This window comes from Streptomyces sp. NPDC042364 (assembly GCF_056437585.1).
Genome location: NZ_JBWKAJ010000023.1, coordinates 46,071 through 64,121 on the forward strand (window position 1 = coordinate 46,071; position 18,051 = coordinate 64,121).

Annotated in this window: 17 protein-coding genes; 5 read left to right on the forward strand and 12 right to left on the reverse strand. The window is 73.5% G+C overall.

Features of this window, described 5'->3' with window-relative positions:
• Positions 1–157 precede the first annotated feature (157 nt).
• From hypE to AC067N_RS32555, 11 genes are all read right to left on the reverse strand, one after another.
• Positions 158–1,192 carry a hydrogenase expression/formation protein HypE gene (hypE, locus tag AC067N_RS32505; protein WP_478682496.1) on the reverse strand — a complete coding sequence of 345 codons (1,035 nt, stop codon included), beginning with the start codon at positions 1,190–1,192 and terminating at the stop codon, positions 158–160.
• Positions 1,189–2,385, reverse strand: a complete 1,197-nt coding sequence (gene hypD / locus AC067N_RS32510) for a hydrogenase formation protein HypD (RefSeq protein WP_478682497.1) — start codon at positions 2,383–2,385, stop codon at positions 1,189–1,191. The genes hypE and hypD overlap by 4 nt, the downstream gene beginning before the upstream one ends.
• Positions 2,386–2,418: 33 nt before the next feature.
• Positions 2,419–3,045, reverse strand: a complete 627-nt coding sequence (locus AC067N_RS32515; protein WP_478682498.1) for a CBS domain-containing protein — start codon at positions 3,043–3,045, stop codon at positions 2,419–2,421.
• 11 nt (positions 3,046–3,056) lie between these two features.
• Positions 3,057–4,388, reverse strand: coding sequence for a Ni/Fe hydrogenase subunit alpha (locus AC067N_RS32520; RefSeq protein WP_478682499.1), 1,332 nt, complete (start codon positions 4,386–4,388; stop codon positions 3,057–3,059).
• The gene (locus tag AC067N_RS32525) at positions 4,385–5,140 is read right to left on the reverse strand and encodes an NADH-quinone oxidoreductase subunit B family protein (protein WP_478682500.1); all 756 of its coding nucleotides are present in this window, start codon (positions 5,138–5,140) and stop codon (positions 4,385–4,387) included. Before AC067N_RS32525 ends, AC067N_RS32520 begins: the two co-directional genes overlap by 4 nt.
• A 1-nt stretch (position 5,141) precedes the next feature.
• Complete coding sequence (locus AC067N_RS32530; RefSeq protein WP_478682501.1) at positions 5,142–5,948, reverse strand: FAD/NAD(P)-binding protein; 807 nt, start codon at positions 5,946–5,948, stop codon at positions 5,142–5,144.
• Entirely contained in the window at positions 5,945–6,409 is a 465-nt protein-coding gene (locus AC067N_RS32535; RefSeq protein WP_478682502.1) for a Crp/Fnr family transcriptional regulator, read from the reverse strand. The genes AC067N_RS32530 and AC067N_RS32535 overlap by 4 nt, the downstream gene beginning before the upstream one ends.
• A 3-nt stretch (positions 6,410–6,412) precedes the next feature.
• Positions 6,413–7,567, reverse strand: a complete 1,155-nt coding sequence (locus tag AC067N_RS32540) for a 4Fe-4S dicluster domain-containing protein (protein WP_478682503.1) — start codon at positions 7,565–7,567, stop codon at positions 6,413–6,415.
• A 151-nt stretch (positions 7,568–7,718) separates the two neighbouring features.
• Positions 7,719–8,003, reverse strand: a complete 285-nt coding sequence (locus tag AC067N_RS32545; RefSeq protein WP_478682504.1) for a HypC/HybG/HupF family hydrogenase formation chaperone — start codon at positions 8,001–8,003, stop codon at positions 7,719–7,721.
• A 6-nt stretch (positions 8,004–8,009) separates the two neighbouring features.
• The gene (hypF, locus tag AC067N_RS32550) at positions 8,010–10,298 is read right to left on the reverse strand and encodes a carbamoyltransferase HypF (RefSeq protein ID WP_478682505.1); all 2,289 of its coding nucleotides are present in this window, start codon (positions 10,296–10,298) and stop codon (positions 8,010–8,012) included.
• Entirely contained in the window at positions 10,295–10,801 is a 507-nt protein-coding gene (locus tag AC067N_RS32555) for a hydrogenase maturation protease (RefSeq protein ID WP_478682506.1), read from the reverse strand. Before AC067N_RS32555 ends, hypF begins: the two co-directional genes overlap by 4 nt.
• Positions 10,802–11,095: 294 nt before the next feature.
• Here AC067N_RS32555 and ctaD point away from each other — a divergent pair, with 294 nt between their 5' ends.
• Together ctaD and AC067N_RS32565 are read left to right on the forward strand one after the other, a co-directional pair.
• Positions 11,096–12,799, forward strand: a complete 1,704-nt coding sequence (gene ctaD / locus AC067N_RS32560; RefSeq protein WP_478682507.1) for an aa3-type cytochrome oxidase subunit I — start codon at positions 11,096–11,098, stop codon at positions 12,797–12,799.
• Positions 12,800–12,802: 3 nt separating this feature from the next.
• A complete protein-coding gene (locus AC067N_RS32565; protein WP_478682508.1) occupies positions 12,803–13,357 on the forward strand; it encodes a hypothetical protein in 555 nt (184 codons plus the stop codon).
• 12 nt (positions 13,358–13,369) lie between these two features.
• Here the strand turns inward: AC067N_RS32565 and AC067N_RS32570 are convergent, their stop codons facing one another.
• A complete protein-coding gene (locus AC067N_RS32570; protein WP_478682509.1) occupies positions 13,370–14,944 on the reverse strand; it encodes an oleate hydratase in 1,575 nt (524 codons plus the stop codon).
• 214 nt (positions 14,945–15,158) lie between these two features.
• On the opposite strand from AC067N_RS32570, the gene AC067N_RS32575 reads away from it, so the two are divergent.
• From AC067N_RS32575 to AC067N_RS32585, 3 genes are all read left to right on the forward strand, one after another.
• Positions 15,159–16,064 (forward strand): universal stress protein, encoded by a 906-nt coding sequence (locus tag AC067N_RS32575; protein ID WP_478682510.1) that lies wholly within the window; start codon positions 15,159–15,161, stop codon positions 16,062–16,064.
• A 32-nt stretch (positions 16,065–16,096) separates the two neighbouring features.
• On the forward strand, positions 16,097–17,020 hold the full coding sequence (locus AC067N_RS32580) for a carbamate kinase (protein WP_478682511.1): 924 nt from the start codon (positions 16,097–16,099) through the stop codon (positions 17,018–17,020).
• A gap of 223 nt (positions 17,021–17,243) precedes the next feature.
• Entirely contained in the window at positions 17,244–17,867 is a 624-nt protein-coding gene (locus AC067N_RS32585; protein ID WP_478682512.1) for a hypothetical protein, read from the forward strand.
• Positions 17,868–18,051: the final 184 nt, after the last annotated feature.

Below are 18,051 nucleotides of genomic sequence, written 5' to 3' on the forward strand. Positions count from 1 at the left end.
GGCCCCGACCACGGCCCGACCAGCCCGTAGGGGAGCCGAGGCCCGCACGGACGCCGGCCCGTACCGGCCGCAGCGGGGCGGCAGGACCGGCCGACCCGACGACGGCCCGCACAGCCGTACCGGCAGTCGGGCCGGCCGTGGCGGCCGCGCGACCCACTCAGCAGATCCTCGGCAGTTGTTCGCCCAGCGGCATCTCCACGATCCGTCGCGCACCGACCAGGGTCCGCAGGGTCACCCTGCCGTCCGGATCCGGTGCGGACACCTCGCCGATCCGTACCGCCCGCGCGCCCTCGGGGACGGAGCGCATCGCGGACAGGGCGTCGTCGGCCGCCGCCGCGGAGACGAAGGCGACCAGGCAGCCCTCGTTGGCGACGGTCAGCGGGTCGAGGCCCAGCAGATCGCAGGCGGAGGCGACCGCCCCGGGGACCGGGATCGCGCTCTCGTCGATCTCCACGCCGACCGACGAGTCACGGGCGATCTCGTTCAGGGCCGCGGCGAGGCCGCCTCGGGTGGGGTCGCGCAGCACGTGGACGTGCTCGGCGAGCGGCGTCAGCGTCCCGACGAGGTGGTGCAGGGGGCGGCTGTCCGAGGCGATGTCGCTCTCGAAACCCAGGCCCTCACGGGTGCTCAGGACGGTCGTGCCGTGCAGACCGATCGGCCCCGAGAGCAGCACCGCGTCACCGGGACGGGCGAGGGCCGCAGACGGGTGCAGCGACCCGTGGCGCTGCCCGATGCCGGTGGTGTTGACGAACAGGCGGTCGGCCGCCCCCCGCCCCACGACCTTGGTGTCCCCGGTGATCACGGGCACCCCGGCGGACTGCGCCGCCTTCCCCAGGGAGGCGACCACGGCCCGCAGCTCCTCCAGCGGCAGCCCCTCCTCGACGATGAGGGAGACGGACAGGGCGACCGGCCAGGCGCCCCGCATGGCGAGGTCGTTGATCGTGCCGTGCACCGCGAGGGAACCGATGTCCCCGCCGGGGAAGAACAGCGGACTGACCACGAAGCTGTCGGTGCTCATCACCAGCTCGCGGTAGCCGGGCAGCATGGCCGCGTCCTCCAGCGGGCCGGGGCCGGCGTCCAGCGCGGGCAGGACCAGCCGGTCGAGCAGCTCCGCGGTGAGCCGGCCGCCGGCGCCATGGCCCAGCAGCACGACCTCGTCCTCGTGGTTCGGGATGGGGCAGTCGACGCTCATGCCGTGCTCCTCGTCGTCTCCGCGGGCCGTGTCCCGCTCGTCGTGCCCGCCCCACCCGTCGGGGCGCCCGCCCCCGTACGCGATCCCTCGGCCGTCGTGGCCGTCGTCCTCCCGCGCCCGGCGGCATGGAAGGCGGCGCAGGTGCCCTCGGACGACACCATGGGGGCGCCGAGGGGATGGCGAGGGGTGCAACGGGTGCCGTAGGCGGTGCAGTCGGTGGGCAGCCTCGCCCCCGTGAGGATCGCCCCGGCGATGCACTCCGGGTCCTCGACCGGGCGCAGCCCGGCCACGTCGAAGCGGCGGGCGGCGTCGAACCGCCGGTACTCCCCGGCGAGTTCCAGGCCGCTGGCGGGCAGCGCCCCGATGCCCCGCCAGGCCCGGTCGGTGACCCGGAAGACGGTCCGCACCGCGTCCTGGGCCCGGGTGTTGCCGGAGCGGCGTACGGCCCGCGCGTACTGGTTCTCCACCGCGTGGCGGCCCGACTCCAGTTGCCGTACCGCCATCAGGATTCCCTCCAGCAGGTCGAGCGGTTCGAATCCGGTGACGACGATGGGCACCCGGTACGCCTCGGCGATCGGCTCGTACTCGTGCCAGCCCATCACCGCGCACACATGCCCGGCGGCGAGGAAGGCCTGCACCTCGCACTCCGGGTCGTCGAGCAGCGCGGTGATCGCCGGGGGCACGAGAACATGGCTGACCAGCACCGAGAAGTTGGTCAGGCCCAGCCGGGCCGCGTGCAGGACGGCCGTGGCGTTGGCGGGCGCGGTCGTCTCGAACCCCACCGCGAGGAAAACGACCTGGCGGTCGGGATGCCCGGCGGCCAGCCGCACCGCGTCCATGGGCGCGTACACGACCCGTACGTCCGCGCCCCGCGCCCGCAGCGACAGCAGGTCCGTGTGCGTGCCGGGCACGCGGAGCATGTCGCCGAAACTGGTGAAGATCACCTCTGGGCGGGCCGCGACGGCCATGGCCCGGTCCAGCGTCTCCAGGGGCGTCACACAGACCGGGCAGCCGGGGCCGTGGATCATCCGCATGCCGGCGGGCAGCAGTTCGTCGATGCCCTGGCGGACCAGGGTGTGCGTCTGGCCGCCGCACACCTCCATGATCCGCCACGGGCGGGTCGCCGTGCCCCGCAGCTCGTCCAGCAGATGCCGGGCGAGCACGGGGTCGCGGTACTCGTCCAGGTACTTCATCGGTGCCCCATGCGGTTCGTCGCGTGGTGAGGGTCAGCGGTGCGAGAGGTCGGTCCGGACGTCGACGACCCCCTCCACGGCCCGTACGGCGCGGGCCAGGACGGGCACGAGTCCGCGATCGGGCAGCGATCCCCCCAGCGTCGCCACGCCCTCGGTCACGGTGACCGTGACGGCCTCGGTGCCCGGGAGCGACGGCAGGACGGAACTCCGCACCTCCTCGGCGATCTCCTCGTCCGGGCGGAGGAACACCTTCAGCAGATCGCCGCGGCTGACCACGCCCTGGAGCATGCCGACCCCGTCGATGACGGGGAGCCGCTTGACCTTCCGGCGCGCCATGATGCGGGCGGCCTCGGACAGCGGGGCGTCCGCGTGCACCGTCACTGCCGGGGCGCTCATCAGCTCCCCGGCGGTCACGGCGCCCGCCTTGATCCGGTCGGCCAGGTCGCCGGAGGTGCCGTCCCGGTCCCGGAACTCCTCCTTGTGCAGCAGATCGGCCTCCGAGACCACCCCGACGACCCGGCCCTCGCCCTCCAGCACCGGGAGCGCGCTGACCTTCCACTGGTCGAACAACTGGACGATCTCCTTGAAGGGCGCGTCGCGCCCCACGGCGATGACGGTGTGCGTCATCACATCGCTCACGGTGGACGGGGACTCGGGCATCGCAGCCTCCTTCAGGTACGGACGACGGTCAGGTCGAGGAAGTGGGTGGAGCACGAGATGCACGGGTCGTGGTTGCGGATCGTGCGCTCGCACAGCGCCGTCAGCTCCGCGTCGTCCGGATCGCGGTCGGTGATCGCGTCCTGTGCCGTGCGGCGCAGGTCGTCCTCGATCGCGCCCTGGTTCTGCGCGGTGGGCGGCACCAGCCGGGCGTCGGTGACGACGCCGTCGGCGTCGAGCGCGTAGCGGTGGTACAGCAGGCCGCGCGGCGCCTCGGTCGCCCCGTGGCCGACCCCGGCCGCCGGCGGCACCTCGGTGTACGGGCGCGGCGGCGGCTCGTACGCGTCGATGATCCGCAGCGCCTCGTCGACGGCGTACACCACCTCCACGGCCCGCACCAGGATGGACCGGAAGGGGTTGCGGCACACCGCGCCCTCGCCCGGCTCGCCGAGCCCTCCGGCTCGGGCGGCCTCCCGGGCCGTCGGCGACAGCGCCCGCCCGTTCACCGCGAACCGGGCGAGGGCGCCGGTGAGATGGCGGCGCCCGTCGAGCCGGGCGTGCAGGGCGGTGGAGTGCGGAACCTGGGTCTCGGTGACGTGGTCGGTGAAGTCCCGCACCGGGAAGGAGCGGACCGTGCCGTCGGAGCGCAGCACCGTCGGGACACCGCCCTCGATGGCATAGGTGTCCGGCGCGGCCAGTGCGAACAGGTCGGCGTCGACCCGGGCCTCGGGGTACTCGAAGCCGGCGACCCAGCGCACGGTCTCCAGGGCGTCGTCGAGGGCCTGCCTCAACTGCGCCGCCAGCGGCCTCAGTTCGGCACGGGAGGGGGTGCGGTGGAAGCCGCCGAGCCGGACGTTCACCGGGTGCACGGCCCGGCCGCCCAGCAGCTCCATCAGGGAGTTGCCCGCCTTCTTCAGCCGCAGCCCCCGCTCGACCTCCGCCCGGTGCGTGCGCGCCAGCTCGATCGCGCTCGCCCGGCCCAGGAAGTCCGGCGCGTGCAGCAGGTAGACGTGCAGGGTGTGGCTCTCGATCCACTCGCCGCAGTACAGCAGTCTGCGCAGCTCGCGGATCGCCGGGTGGACGCTCACCCCGCACGCGTCCTCGATGGCCGCGCACGCGCTCATCTGGTACGCCACCGGGCAGATCCCGCACACCCGGGCGGTGATGTCGGGTGGCTCGGTGTACGCCCGGCCGCGCAGGAACGCCTCGAAGAATCGGGGCGGTTCGTAGATGTCGAGCCGGGCCTCGCCGACCGTGCCGCCGTGGACGTGCAGGCGCAGCGCTCCCTCGCCCTCGACCCGGGCGAGCGAGCCGACGTGCAGCACACGGGAACCGCGATGGGTCACTTGGTCAACTCCTCGTCGAAAGCGGCGGCGTTGAAGGTGTGCAGGAAGCGGTCGACACCGTCCTCGTCGAGTCCGTCCCGGCGCAGCACGGGGATCAGCGCGGGCAGGTTCACCGAGCCGGACGGGCCGAAGCAGCCGTAACAGCCCCGCCCGTACGCGGGGCACAGGGCCCCGCAGCCGGCGTGGGTCACCGGCCCGAGGCAGGGCGTGCCGTGGGCGACGGTGACGCAGACCGTGCCGCGCCGCTTGCACTCGAAGCACACGCTGTGGTCCGGCACATCCGGCCGGCGGCCGGCGAGGAACGCCGTGATCACCTCGATGAGCTGCCGCTTGTCGATCGGGCAGCCCCGCAGTTCGAAGTCGACGTCCACGTGCGCGGAGACCGGCGTGGAGGTGGCCAGGGTGGAGACGTACTCGGGGTGCGCGTAGACGACACGCCGGTACTCGTCGACGTCGGCGAAGTTCCGCAGCGCCTGGATGCCGCCTGCGGTGGCACACGCGCCGATCGTGACCAGACGGCGCGAGGCGGCCCGGATCGCCCGGACGCGCTCGGCGTCCTCGGCGGTGGTGACCGAGCCCTCGACCAGGGCCAGGTCGTACGGTCCGTCCGCCACCGCGCTGGAGGCCTCCAGGAAGTGCGCGATGTCCACCTGCCCCGCCAGCGCCAGGAGTTCGTCCTCGCAGTCCAGCAGGGTCAGCTGGCAGCCGTCGCAGGAGGCCAGTTTGAACACGGCGAGCTTCGGCGCGGCCATCTCACAACTCCCTCACGCGCAGCAGGGGCTCGGCCCGGTCCCAGCCGACGACCGGCCCGTCCCGGCACAGCAGCAGCGGGCCGAGCTGGCAGTGCCCGCAGTGCCCGGTCGCGCACCGCATGTTCCGCTCCAGCGACACCCGGATCCGCTCCGCGGGCACCCCCCGGTGGGCCAGCTCCCGGGCCGTGGCGCGGATCATCGGCTCGGGACCGCACACGAACGCCCAGGTGGCGTCCGGCTCGAACGGAGCCCGGCCCGTCAACTGGGTGACGACCCCCACGTCGCCGCGCCAGCCGGGGCCGGGCCGGTCGACCGTCACCCCGGTGAACGCCGTCGGCCAGTCGTCGATCTCCCCGCGGGCGATCAGGTCGCCCGGGGTGCGGGCCCCGATGAGCACACCGAGCCGGCCGTACGCCCCGGGCTCGGCGAGCACGCTCAGGATCAGCGGACGCAGCGGGGCGAGACCGATGCCCCCCGCCACCACCAGGATGTCCCCGCCGCGTGCCGGCCCCAGCTCCCAGCCGGTGCCGTACGGCCCGCGCAACCCCAGCACATCACCCACCCGGGTCGCGCACAGCCCGCCGGAGACGGCGCCCACGCCCCGGACGGTGTGCGCGAGGCCGCCCGTGGCCTGGACGGAACTCACCGACAGGGGGATCTCGCCGCGCCCGAAGCAGTGCACCATCGCGAACTGCCCCGGCGCGAAGTCCGCGAGCGCCTCGCCGACCGGTTCCAGCCGCAGCGTGACCGTGTCCGCGGTCTCCCGGCGGCGGTCCACCACGCGGTGGGGGACGGGTACGGAGGTCATCGCGCACCACCGCCGGGAGAGGTGCCGTAGAGGTCCAGGAGGCGGGCGCGTGCCGCGCTCAGCCGGTGGGAGAGCACCCGGCCGACCCAGTGGCCGACGGCCCGCCCGAACTCGGCGTCCTGTGCGCACATCAGGCGGACGGCGACGGCGTCGAACTCATGGGCCCGCACCCGGGTGACGGTCTCGGCGCCCAGCTGCCAGACGTACGGTTCGTACAGCCAGGACCAGCCCACCAGGTCGCCGGCGCCCAGGGTCTCGATCACCGGGGAGCGATGGCCGGGCACATGCATGTCGAGGGCGACCCTGCCGTCGCGCACGACCCAGAAGCGGTCGGCGCGTCCGCCCTCCTCGAACAGCCGGGTGCCGGGTTGCAGGTCGACCTCGCGGGCGACGCGCAGCAGCCGTTCGCGGTGCTCGGCCGGCAACGCGTGGGTGAGGCGCAGGGTGATCGAGGGGCCCATCACTCATGCCTCCGAGACGGGTTCGCCGCTCCTCGCGGTGAACTCGGCGTCCAGCGCGGCCACTTCCTCCGTGATGTCGATGCCGACCGGGCACCAGGTGATGCACCGCCCGCACCCCGTGCAGCCGGAGGTCCCGAACTGGTCGTACCAGGTGGACAGCTTGTGTGTGAGCCACTGCCGGTAGCGGGCCCGCCCCGAGGGCCGCACCGGGCCCTCGTGCAGATGGGAGAAGTCCAGGTCGAAGCAGGAGTCCCAGCGCTGCCACCGCTCGGTGTGGTCCCCGGTCAGATCGGTGACCTCCTCCGTGGTGACGCAGAAGCAGGTCGGGCACACCATGGTGCAGTTTCCGCAGGTCAGACAGCGGGCGGCGACATCGTCCCAGCGGTCGGCCTCCAGGCTCGCGCCCAGCAGCGTCCGCAGGTCGACCGGGGGCAGCGACCGGCCCATGCGCTCACGTGCCGCGTCCACCGAGGTCCGGGCGGAGTCCTCGGTGGCCGGGTCGGCCCCCCGGTGCGGCACCCGCTCCAGCAGCCGGGCGCCCTCCTCGCTGCCGACCCTGACGAGGAACCGGTGCCCGTCGCCGTCCACCACCTCGGTCAGCGCCAGGTCGTACCCGGGATCGGCGGCGGGCCCGCCGCCCGTCGACACACAGAAGCAGGTCGCCCCCGGTTCCGTGCACTCGGCGGCGATCAGCAGCGCCCGCCCGCGGCGCTCTCCGTAGCCGCCGTTCGCGTACCGGCCGCCGGTCAGGACGCGGTCCTGGATCGCGATCGCCCGCAGGTCACAGGGCCGGACCCCGAGGAAGGCGTACGCCGGTGCCTCGGGCCGGTGAGCGGAGAAGCCCAGATCGCCGTCCGCCGAGCGGTCCGCGCTCCACAGCTTCTCCCGCGGCGGGTGCAGATAGTTCTTCCAGGACTGCGGGCCCGCGCTGTGCGCGAAGGCGGCGCCGTCCTCGCGCGGGACCAGCCGGTAGCGGCCGGCGTCGAGCTCGACACCCCAGCCGTAGGGCAGCTCGGCCGCCGAGGCCAGCTCGGCCAGCACGATCGCACCGTCGCGGACCGTCGGCCCGATGACGGTGCGCCCGTCCTCGACCAGGACCGCGACCAGAGTGTCCAGGCCGCTCTGATCCAGGACCGCGGGGGCCTGCGTGTCGGTCATCGCCGTCCTCCTCGTCGGAGTTGTGCGTGCCCTACCCTTCCAGCGTCCGGGCGGCGGCGCCCGGGGGACAGGGGCCATACGGCCCTGCGGACAGGTCCGTCCGGGCCCCCACAGGGGTGGTTGTCCGGTGCCCTCCGCCTGCCCGGGGCGTTCAGCCGGGTCGGGGGCCCCGCGCCGGAGCCCGCAGCGGCTCGCCCAGCTCCGCCTCCACGGCACCCGCCATCGCCCGCAGCACCTCCAGCGTGCGGTGCGCCTCCGCCTCGTCGACCTCGGTGATCGCGAAGCCGACGTGCACGATGACGTACGTACCGACCCCCGCGTCCGGCGTACAGCTGAGGCAGACCTCGCGCCGTACGCCGCCGAAGTCGACCGTGGCCATGCGCAGCCCGGCGTCGTCGTACACCTCCAGGATCCGCCCCGGAATGCCCAGGCACATCCGCGTTCACCTCTCCTCCGCGATCCTCGCGGCCGCCACCGCCGCCTGGCCGAAGGCGATGCCGCCGTCCCCGACCGGCACTTCGCCGCCGACCAGGACCTTCAGGCCCTGGGCGCGCAGTCGTCGCCGGGTCTCGGTGAGCAGCCGCTGGTTGACGAAGCAACCGCCGCCCAGGCACACGGTGTGCGGCGCCCCGTCCGCCACCGCCCTGGCGACCAGGTCGGCGGTGACGATCCCGAGCGTCAGATGGAAGGCCGCGGCCAGCCGGGACACGGGTTCCCCCTCCAGTCTGCGCCGGAGCAGGTCGGCGAGGGTCGTCGTGGAGTCGTACACCCACAGGCCCTGGGCGCGCACGATCCGGTGGGCGAGCGGCGCCGCGTGCTCGGCTCCGGCCGCCGCCTCCAGCAGCACGGCCGCCTCGCCCTCGTAGCGTGCCTCGTCGGCGAGGCCCAGCAGGGAGGCCACCGCGTCGAAGAGCCGCCCGGCGCTGGAGGCCGACGGGCAGTTGACGCCCCGGGCCACCATCGCACGCACGGCGGTGACCTCGGCGGGGTCGAGCCGGTCGGTGAAGGGCCGGGTCAGCCAGGGGTAGGGGCGAGGGGTGCCCAGCCGTTCGGCGCCCAGCAGATGGCCGAGAGCGGTGCGGGAGGGATGGCGTACCGCCGCGTCGCCGCCGGGCAGGGGAGCGGTCGCGAACCTGCCGACGCGGCGGTAGCCGCGCAGGTCGGCGACGAGGATCTCGCCGCCCCACAGCGTGCCGTCCTCGCCCAGCCCCAGACCGTCGTAGGCCACCCCGAGGAAACGGCCCCGCACACCGTGCTCGGCCGCGCAGGCGGCCACATGGGCGTGATGGTGCTGCACCGGGATCCGGCGCAGCGGCTGTTCCCTCGCCCACCGCGTGGAGAGGTAACCGGGGTGGAGGTCGTGCGCGACGACCGTCGGCTCGATGCCGGTGAGCCGCTTGAGACCGGCGTACGAGGTACGGAAGGCGTCGTACGCCGCCGCGTCGGCCAGGTCGCCGGTGTGCGGGCCCAGCAGGGCCCGGCCGTCGGCGGCGAGCGCGAAGGTGTGCTTGAGGTGGGCGCCGGCGCCCACGACCGGCTCCCCCACGTCGAGGGGCAGGGGGGCGGGGGCGAGGCCGCGCGCCCGGCGGACGGTCACGCGGACCCGGCCGGCGAACTGGACCACGGAGTCGTCGTAGCGGGCCCGGATCGGCCGGTCGTGGGTGAGGAACCCGTCGGCGAGGTCCGCGAGGGTCCGCCGGGCCTCGGTGTCGTCGACGGCGACGGGCTCGTCACCGAGGTTGCCGCTGGTGACCACGAGCGGACGGTCGAGATCGTCCAGGAGCAGCTGGTGCAGGCCCGTGGTGGGCAGGAACAGGCCGACGCGGGTCAGCCCCGGATGGACCTCCTCGGCGAGCGGACTCTCCCCGTGCCGCCGGGACCGGTCGAGCAGCACCACGGGCCGGGCCGGGGACGTCAGCGCGTCGTACTCGGTGGCGCAGACCCGGGCCAGCCGGGCCGCCGCCGCGCCGTCGCGCACCATGACGGCGAAGGGCTTCGACGGCCGGTGCTTGCGGCGCCGCAGCTCCGCCACGGCAGCTGCGTCGCCCGCGTCGCACACCAGCTGGTAGCCGCCGAGCCCCTTCAGGGCGACGATCCCGCCCCCGGCGACGGTCTTCACCGCCGCCCGCAGCGCCGCCTCGCCCCGCAGGCCGTCCCACGCGAGTCGGGGACCGCAGACGGGGCAGGCGACGGGCTCGGCGTGGAAGCGCCGGTCGGCGGGGTCGGCGTACTCGGCCGCGCACCGCGCGCACATCGGGAAGCGGCGCATCGTCGTACGGATCCGGTCGTACGGCAGGTCCTCGATGATGGTGGCGCGCGGCCCGCAGTCGGTGCAGTTGATGAACGGGTAACGGTGGCGCCGGTCGCGGGGATCGCGCAGCTCGCGCAGACAGGCGTCGCAGACCGCCGCGTCGGGCGGGATCTCGCGGGGTGTCCGGACGGCGCCCGCGGGCGCGCTGTGCCACACATGGAAGCCGTCCGCGAGGACGGACTCCCGGGTGCCGCGCGTCAGCCGGACGCGGCGCACCCGGGCGAGCACCGGCGCCTCGGTCCGCAACCGGGCGGCGAACTCCTCGATGAGGGCCGGTTCACCCGCGACCTCGCCCTCCACGTGCCCGTTCACATTGGCCACCCAGCCACCCAGACCGAGCGCGGTCGCGGTGCGGTACACGAAGGGCCGGAACCCGACCCCTTGGACGGTCCCGTCCACCTGGAAGCGGCGCACGGTCATGGCCGCCGCCCGGTCGTCGTCGCGCCGAACCGCGCGATCTCGTCCCGGACCGACTCGGTGAGGGGTGCCACGGCGGCCTCGACGGCGGGGGACAGGCCGGTGCCGAGAGAGCCGTCGACGCCCTCCACCGCGTAGACGACGAGACGCCCGGGCAGCCGGTCGAGGGTGCGCGCGAGTTCCACGGCCTCGCCGAGTCCCAGCCCGTGCGAGCTGGTGGCCGTCGGCCGCGAGCCGAGCCCGGCGCCGAGTTCCAGACGGTGCACCCGCCCTGGGCGCGCCGGGTGCGCATGGGCCGCGTCGACGACCACCGCGAGTGCCGCGCCCTCCCACAGACCCATCAGCCGCGCCGGGTCGCCGTCACAGGTGGCGAGTACGGTGCCGGGCGGCAACGGCCGCTGCTCGGCATGCTCCCGCAGCCGGGCGACCAGCGCCCAGCCCACGCCGTCGTCGTGCCGGAACTCGTTCCCGACCCCGATGACGGCGATCCGCGCAGGCGTCCTCATACCGCTCACCCTGCGCCGGTACGGGCCCGCCCGCAAAAGGCCGAACGGCCCATCTCGCGGGTCCGACCGGCGCTGCGCGCCACACGCCCGCGCCACACGGGCCTCGGGCCGGACGACGGCCGAAAGGGACCGTTCGGCCCATACGCGGGACGACGTGGGGACCGTTCGACCCTATCGGGCCCCGGGGCCGGTCCGACGATCATGTGGCGGCGCCGGGAAGCGCCGCGCCGCCCACCGCACGCGCCGCGCTTCCCGGCCCTTGAGCACATGAGCAGATGGGGAGGACGCCGTCCGATGGACGAGGCGCAGCTGGACCAGGACAAGCACGCGGCAGGGGCGCGATCGCGCCCCGCGGTCCGTGAGGAGGCCGGGGCGGTGGTCGTCCCGGCGGCAGGCCGGTCGACGTGGGTCGACTGTCTGACGACCACGGATCACAAGAAGATCGGGACGATGTACCTGGTCACCGCGTTCGCGTTCTTCGTCGTCGGCGGTGTGATGGCGCTGATGATGCGGGCCGAACTCGCCCGCCCCGGTCTGCAGATCATGTCGAGTGAGCAGTTCAACCAGGCGTTCACCATGCACGGCTCGATCATGCTGCTGATGTTCGCCATGCCGCTGTTCACCGGCTTCGCGAACTGGATCATGCCGTTGCAGATAGGCGCGCCGGACGTCGCCTTCCCCCGGCTGAACATGCTCGCCTACTGGCTGTTCCTGTTCGGCTCGTCGATCGCCGCGTTCGGCTTCCTGACGCCGGGCGGCGCCGCCGACTTCGGCTGGTTCCTCTACGCCCCGCTGTCCGACGCCGTCCACTCACCGGGACTCGGCGCCGACATGTGGATCATGGGCGTGGCGCTCTCCGGTTTCGGCTCCATCCTCGGTGCGGTCAACTTCATCACCACGATCATCTGTATGCGCGCACCGGGCATGACCATGTTCCGCATGCCGATCTTCACCTGGAACGTGCTGCTGACCGCGCTGCTGATCCTGCTGGTGTTCCCGGTGCTGGCGGCGGCGCTGTTCGCGCTGGAGTGCGACCGCAAGTTCGGCAGCCACGTCTTCGACGCGGCCAACGGCGGCGCGCTGCTCTGGCAGCACCTGTTCTGGTTCTTCGGCCACCCGGAGGTGTACATCCTCGCGCTGCCGTTCTTCGGCATCGTCTCCGAGGTCATCCCGGTCTTCTCCCGCAAACCGATGTTCGGCTACATGGGGCTGATCGGCGCCACCATCGCCATCGCCGGCCTGAGCGTCACCGTCTGGGCGCACCACATGTACGTGACGGGCGGAGTGCTGCTGCCCTTCTTCTCCTTCATGACGTTCCTGATCGCCGTGCCGACCGGGGTCAAGTTCTTCAACTGGATCGGCACGATGTGGAAGGGCAGCCTCTCCTTCGAGACGCCGATGCTGTGGACCACCGGCTTCCTCATCACCTTCGTCTTCGGCGGCCTGACCGGCGTGATCCTCGCGTCACCGCCGATGGACTTCCACCTGTCCGACTCGTACTTCGTGGTGGCCCACTTCCACTACACCGTCTTCGGCACGGTCGTGTACGCGATGTTCGCCGGATTCCACTTCTGGTGGCCCAAGTTCACCGGCAGGATGCTCGACGAACGCCTCGGCAAGATCACGTTCTGGACGCTCACCCTCGGCTTCCACCTGACCTTCCTCGTCCAGCACTGGCTGGGCGCCGAGGGCATGCCCCGCCGCTACGCCGACTACCTCGCCGCGGACGGCTTCACCGCCCTCAACTCCCTGTCCACGATCGGCTCGTTCCTGCTGGGCCTGTCGATCCTGCCGTTCTTCTACAACGTCTGGAAGACCGCCAAGTACGGCAGGAAGGTCGACGTCGACGACCCCTGGGGCTACGGCCGCTCCCTGGAGTGGGCGACCTCCTGCCCGCCGCCGCGCCACAACTTCACCTCGCTGCCGCGGATCCGCTCCGAGTCCCCGGCGTTCGACCTGCACCACCCGGAGATCGCCGCGATCGACAGGGCGGCCTGAACCGTGGCGCACCCCGTCCTGGCCCTGGGCGCGGCTCTGGTGACCGCCTCCGGCTGCGTCTGGTACCTGCCGGCCCTCGCGACGGTGCGCGCGGGGGCCGACCGGCCGGACTCCGTACGCGGTGCGGCGGCGGCCTGTCTGAGCGGCTGGACGACGGCGGCGGGTGTCGCCGTCCTGCTCCTCGTGGCCGACCCGTGGTGGCCGCCCGCTGCCCTGGCGGCTGCGGGCGCCGCCCTCACCGCCGCCCTCCGGATCCGCGCGGCCCTACGGCGCCGGCACGAGGTCACGCAGACCGCCTTCGACTGGGCCGGCTCGCGCCCCGGCCCGACGCACCGGGTGCGGATGTACCGCGCCCGGAACCGTTTCGCCACCGTCCTCGGGCTCGGCCTGGGCACGGCGGCGGCCTCCGCTGTCCTGCTGGCGGCCGCCCGCCCCGGACACCCCGGGGAGGGAGCGGCCGTCGCCGTGCCCGTCCTGCTGACGGCGCTGTTCCTCGCCGCGGCGATCGGCCGGGCCCGCGCGGCCCGCCGGTCCGCGGGGAGCCGTCCGGGGCGGTGACGGCGCTCCGGGTCACCGCCGGTGCATGGTCTCCAGCGCGGCGACCAGTACATGCGGGTCGTGGTGGCCCTTGTAGACGGCGGGCGGCTGCCTGTCGAGGTCGAGGAGCCGCGCCACGGCGGTCCACGCGGTGCGTACGGAGTACTCGACGGTGAAGGTCGCGTCGGCCGGCACCTCGGCGAACTGCCCGATGAACGCGAGGTTGACCGACCCCTTGGGCACCACCTCCGGCCGGTCGTCGCGCCGGCGGGCCAGGAACTGGCTGGTGGCGTACGGCATCAGACAGGGCACGACCGTCGAGGTCGCCAGGACGCGGTCCGCCACGGCCTCGTCGAGGCGCAGGTGGTGCAGCACCTCTTCGAGGATCTCCCGGCCGGAGCACATCGTCATCGGCTTCGGCGTCCGGTTGCCGGCCCGGCCGGGGTGCAGGGCGTAACCCCACCACACGCCGACGCCCTCGGGCTGGTCGGGGTGGACCGGCCGGCGGTCCGCGACGAGCGTGAGCAGCCAGTCGGAGCCGGTGAACGTCATAGGCCCGCCGTGGCCGGTCCCGTGGCCGCCGACCTTCTCCAGCGCGTCCAGGAAGACCCCGGGGTCCTCGGTGGTGACGGTGAACGACTCCACACGGGACTCCTTGACGCGCTTGTCGAACGCGTCCGGGTTGCCGAAGTCGTCACGCCCCCGGGCCAGCCGGTGCCAGAGCAGCCAGGCGTCCGAGCGGGGGTGCGGCGGGGGCGGCGGGGCGGTGTGCGAGCCGACGCTGAAGGAGTCGGCCATGGAGCCGTTGGTCACGAGGACCAGGTCGTCGGGGGCCACGGCGATCTTCTCGTCCCGTCCGTGCCGGGAGAGGGAGATGGCCGCGACCGTGATGTCCCGGTGCCCCGGCGCGAACGCGAGATCGACCACCCGGCACCCGGTGTGGACGGTCACCCCGTGTTCGAGCAGCCAGGCCGTCAGGGGCCGTACGACGGAGTCGTACTGGTTGTAGCGGGTGCGGTGGGCGCCCGACAGGGTCGAGAACTCCGGGAGCAGGTGGACGAAGCGCTTGAGGTGGCGGCGGAACTCGATGGCGCTGTGCCAGGGCTGCAGGGCGAACGTGGTGCACCACAGGAACCAGAAGTTCGTGGTGAAGAAGTGCTCACCGAAGCAGTCGCTGATCCGCTTGCCGTCCAGGTGCGTCTCGGGGGTCGCGAGGCAGCGGGCCAGGTCGAGGCGGTCGCGCTCGGAGAAGCCCGTCGAGCGGGTGTCGACGATCCCGCCGTCCGCGTCGACGAGCCGTGCGAGATCGTCCCAGGCGGACCGCTCGTGCTCGGTGAGGATCTCCTGCGTCACCGACACCGCGGGGTCGTCGAGCGAGGGGATGCCGGAGAGCAGGTCGTAGGTGCACCGGTACTCGGCTTCGAACATCAGCCCCCCGCGCAGGGAGTAGCCGGTGTCCGCCGAGCCGTCCGCGTCCAGACCGCCGCCGATCCGCCGCTGCTCCTCGAACAGGTGGATGTCCGATCCGTCGAAACCGCCGTCGCGGATCAGGAACGCCGCAGCGGCGAGCGCCGCGATCCCGCTGCCCACCAGATATGCCTTCGCCATCACACAACTCCTCGTGCTCGCCCGCCCGTCGGGAACGGAGCACCCCCAGCTTCCCCGGCGCCGACGACGCCGTCATGGGGCCGTTGGTCACTCGTTCGACGGCCTGACGGCGCGCAGGACCATCGGCCCAGGACCGGGGGACCAGCGGTCTCTGCACCGGGCCCCGCCCCGGCCACCACCCTGGAACCGGAATCCGACACAGGAGGTGGACAGCATGTCCCGCAACGTCACCGTGGGCCTCGACGGCTCGCCCGAGAGCCGTGCGGCCGCAGAGTGGGCGGCCCGGGAGGCGAAGCTGCGCGAACTGCCGCTGCGGCTGGTGCACGTCTGGGAGCCCGTCCCCGAGCCCATGGCGCAGGCCCCGCTGCTCGGCGCCGAAACGCAGCAGCACTGGAGCGAACGCATTCCGCGCGAGACGGCGGAGGGACTCCGCCTGCGTCACCCTGGCGTGCGCGTGGACAGGGAGCAGATCCCCGGCCGGCCGATGGACGTCCTGCCGCGCGTCGCCGAGGACGCCGAGCTGCTGGTTCTCGGGTCCCGCGGGCTGAGCGGCATCGGGGGATTCCTCGTCGGCTCCGTCGGCATGGCCGTGATCGCGCACACCGACACCCCGGTGGTGCTGGTACGGGCCGGAGAGCAGGCAGCCGACGAGCACGAGCCCGACCCGGTGGGCATCCCCTCCGCAGCCACCGCCTACCGGCCCGTGGTGCTCGGTCTCGACATCACGCGCCCCGACGAGGCGGTGGTCGGGTTCGCCTTCGAGGAAGCCGCCCGCCGCCGCACCGCGCTGAACGTCGTGCACGGCTGGAGCCTGCCCCCTTACTTCGCCTACGGACTCCCCGTCGATCTCGAACTCAACGCCGAACTGGGCCGGCAGGAGGCCGCGGCGCTCTCCGAGGTGCTCCGCCCCTGGCGGCACAAGCACCCCGACGTCGACGTCGTCGAGGTGTCCCGACCGGGCAGCCCGGCCGGCCACGTCATCGACGCCTCCCGCGAGGCATCGCTGGTCGTCGTCGGCCGCCGCAAGCGCCGCAGCCCGATCGGCGCGCACATCGGCCCCGTCACGCACGCGGTGCTGCATCACGCCGCCGCGCCCGTCGCCGTCGTCGCGCACGACTGAACGAACCCAGGCCGGGCGGAGGATCCACAGACATGCGCATCGTCATCGCACTCGGCGGCAACGCGACTCTGCACCGGGGCGAACTCCCCGACGCGGACGTCCAGACGACGAACATCGACCGGGTGGCCACCGCTGTCGCCGGGCTCGCCCTGGAACACGAGATCGTCGTCACCCACGGCAACGGGCCGCAGATCGGACTGCTCACCGAGGAGAGCACCGCCGACCCCGCGCTGAGCGCCCCCTATCCGCTGGACCTGCTCGGCGCCCAGACCCAGGGGATGATCGGCTCGCTGCTGTTTCGCGCACTGCACGACGCACTGCCGGGACACCGGATCGCCACGCTGGTCACGCACACCCTCGTACGCGCCGACGACCCCGCCTTCGGCCGTCCCACCAAGTTCGTGGGACGGCCGTACTCCCGTGCCACCGCCGGGTTCCTGGCCCGCGAGCACGGCTGGCACTTCGCCGACGACGGCCGGGGCTGGCGCCGTGTGGTCCCGTCGCCGTCGCCGGAGCGCATCGTGGAGGCCGACACCCTCCACGAACTCCTCAGCGGCGGAGCGCTGGTCGTCTGCGCCGGCGGCGGCGGAGTCCCCGTCACCGCCGACAAGGACACCGGCGCGCTGACCGGTGTCGACGCCATCGTCGACAAGGACCTGACGGCAGCCCGGCTCGCCGAGGACCTCCGAGCCGACTTCCTGCTCATCCTCACCGACGTCCCCTGTGTCTTCACCGGCTATGGCACCCGCGACCCGCGTCCCCTGCTCGACGCCACCCCCGGGGAACTGCGTCGCGGTGGCTTCTCCGCCGGCTCCATGGGGCCGAAGGCGGAGGCCGCCGCGAGGTTCGTCGAACGCACCGGGGGGCTGGCCGCCATCGGCGCCCTCGACGCGGCGTACGAGATCGTCCACGGCAGGTCGGGGACGCTCGTGCGCCCTGACCTGACCGTCGGCTGAGCCATCGAAGCCCGCCGGGCCCGTGTGCCCGCCGCGGTCCCGGCCCCCGGGCCGCCGCCCGGGACGTCCGACCTCCAACAGGGCCTGGAAGCAGGGACGTTCGGCCCGCGGTCCAGGTCCTTGCAGCCTCTCCGGCGGGGCGCCGACGACGCGGGACATTGAAGACGCAACGAGAGACGTCCACACCAACCGCGCGTCATACCCCTCGAAAGGGATGAGCATCATGGCAGTGCACAACCACCCCCACCGTCACACGGCGTTCCGCTTCCCGTCCCTGCGCCGCACCGGGACGGCCCCCGCGTCCGTCGCCGAGACGACCGCCGCGGCCGAGACGACCCGCGCGCGGGTGTTCGCCGGGCTCCGCATCCTGACGGGGTTCGTCTTCCTGTGGGCGTTCCTCGACAAGACGTTCGGCTTCGGCTACGCGACCCCGTCCGGCGCCGGCTGGATCGACGGCGGCTCACCCACCAAGGGATTCCTCAGCCACGTCGCCGTCGGGCCCATGGAGTCCACCTTCCACGACTGGGCCGGAGCCGCCTGGGCGGACTGGCTGTTCATGCTGGGCCTGCTCGGCATCGGGCTCGCCCTGGTCGCGGGCATCGGACTGCGGCTCGCCGCGGTCGCCGGCACCCTGATGATGGCCCTGATGTGGGTCGCGGAATGGCCACCGGCGAAGCACCTGTCCGACGGGTCGGCGAGCATGTCGACCAACCCCTTCGCCGACTACCACCTCGTCTACGCCGTCGTCCTCGTCGCCCTGGCGGCCGCCGGAGCCGGCGCCACCTGGGGCCTCGGCAGGGCATGGGCCCGGCTGCCCTTCGTCAGCCGCCGCCGCTGGCTCCTCTGAGGCCGGTGAGTGAGGGCTGAGCGATCGTCAGACCGGGGGCGCCTCCGCCGAGTTGCGGGGGCGCCCCCGGTCGTTCGTCTCACCCCCCACCGGGTGGGGTGCGGCCCACCCGCACGGCGACAGGGCCCATCGGCCCCCACCAGGGAGGGACCGATGGCGAGGCCCGGTTACGCCGACAGACCCT

Excerpts from the sequence above, each read along its gene's own strand:
- AC067N_RS32570 (WP_478682509.1), bottom strand. The coding sequence starts at position 14,944 with ATGGCGAAGGCATATCTGGTGGGCAGCGGGATCGCGGCGCTCGCCGCT.
- hypE (WP_478682496.1), bottom strand. The coding sequence starts at position 1,192 with ATGAGCGTCGACTGCCCCATCCCGAACCACGAGGACGAGGTCGTGCTG.
- AC067N_RS32545 (WP_478682504.1), bottom strand. The coding sequence starts at position 8,003 with ATGTGCCTGGGCATTCCGGGGCGGATCCTGGAGGTGTACGACGACGCC.
- ctaD (WP_478682507.1), top strand. The coding sequence starts at position 11,096 with ATGGACGAGGCGCAGCTGGACCAGGACAAGCACGCGGCAGGGGCGCGA.
- AC067N_RS32535 (WP_478682502.1), bottom strand. The coding sequence starts at position 6,409 with ATGGGCCCCTCGATCACCCTGCGCCTCACCCACGCGTTGCCGGCCGAG.
- hypD (WP_478682497.1), bottom strand. The coding sequence starts at position 2,385 with ATGAAGTACCTGGACGAGTACCGCGACCCCGTGCTCGCCCGGCATCTG.
- AC067N_RS32555 (WP_478682506.1), bottom strand. The coding sequence starts at position 10,801 with ATGAGGACGCCTGCGCGGATCGCCGTCATCGGGGTCGGGAACGAGTTC.
- AC067N_RS32515 (WP_478682498.1), bottom strand. The coding sequence starts at position 3,045 with ATGCCCGAGTCCCCGTCCACCGTGAGCGATGTGATGACGCACACCGTC.
- AC067N_RS32575 (WP_478682510.1), top strand. The coding sequence starts at position 15,159 with ATGTCCCGCAACGTCACCGTGGGCCTCGACGGCTCGCCCGAGAGCCGT.
- AC067N_RS32585 (WP_478682512.1), top strand. The coding sequence starts at position 17,244 with ATGGCAGTGCACAACCACCCCCACCGTCACACGGCGTTCCGCTTCCCG.
- AC067N_RS32540 (WP_478682503.1), bottom strand. The coding sequence starts at position 7,567 with ATGACCGACACGCAGGCCCCCGCGGTCCTGGATCAGAGCGGCCTGGAC.
- hypF (WP_478682505.1), bottom strand. The coding sequence starts at position 10,298 with ATGACCGTGCGCCGCTTCCAGGTGGACGGGACCGTCCAAGGGGTCGGG.
- AC067N_RS32530 (WP_478682501.1), bottom strand. The coding sequence starts at position 5,948 with ATGACCTCCGTACCCGTCCCCCACCGCGTGGTGGACCGCCGCCGGGAG.
- AC067N_RS32580 (WP_478682511.1), top strand. The coding sequence starts at position 16,097 with ATGCGCATCGTCATCGCACTCGGCGGCAACGCGACTCTGCACCGGGGC.
- AC067N_RS32525 (WP_478682500.1), bottom strand. The coding sequence starts at position 5,140 with ATGGCCGCGCCGAAGCTCGCCGTGTTCAAACTGGCCTCCTGCGACGGC.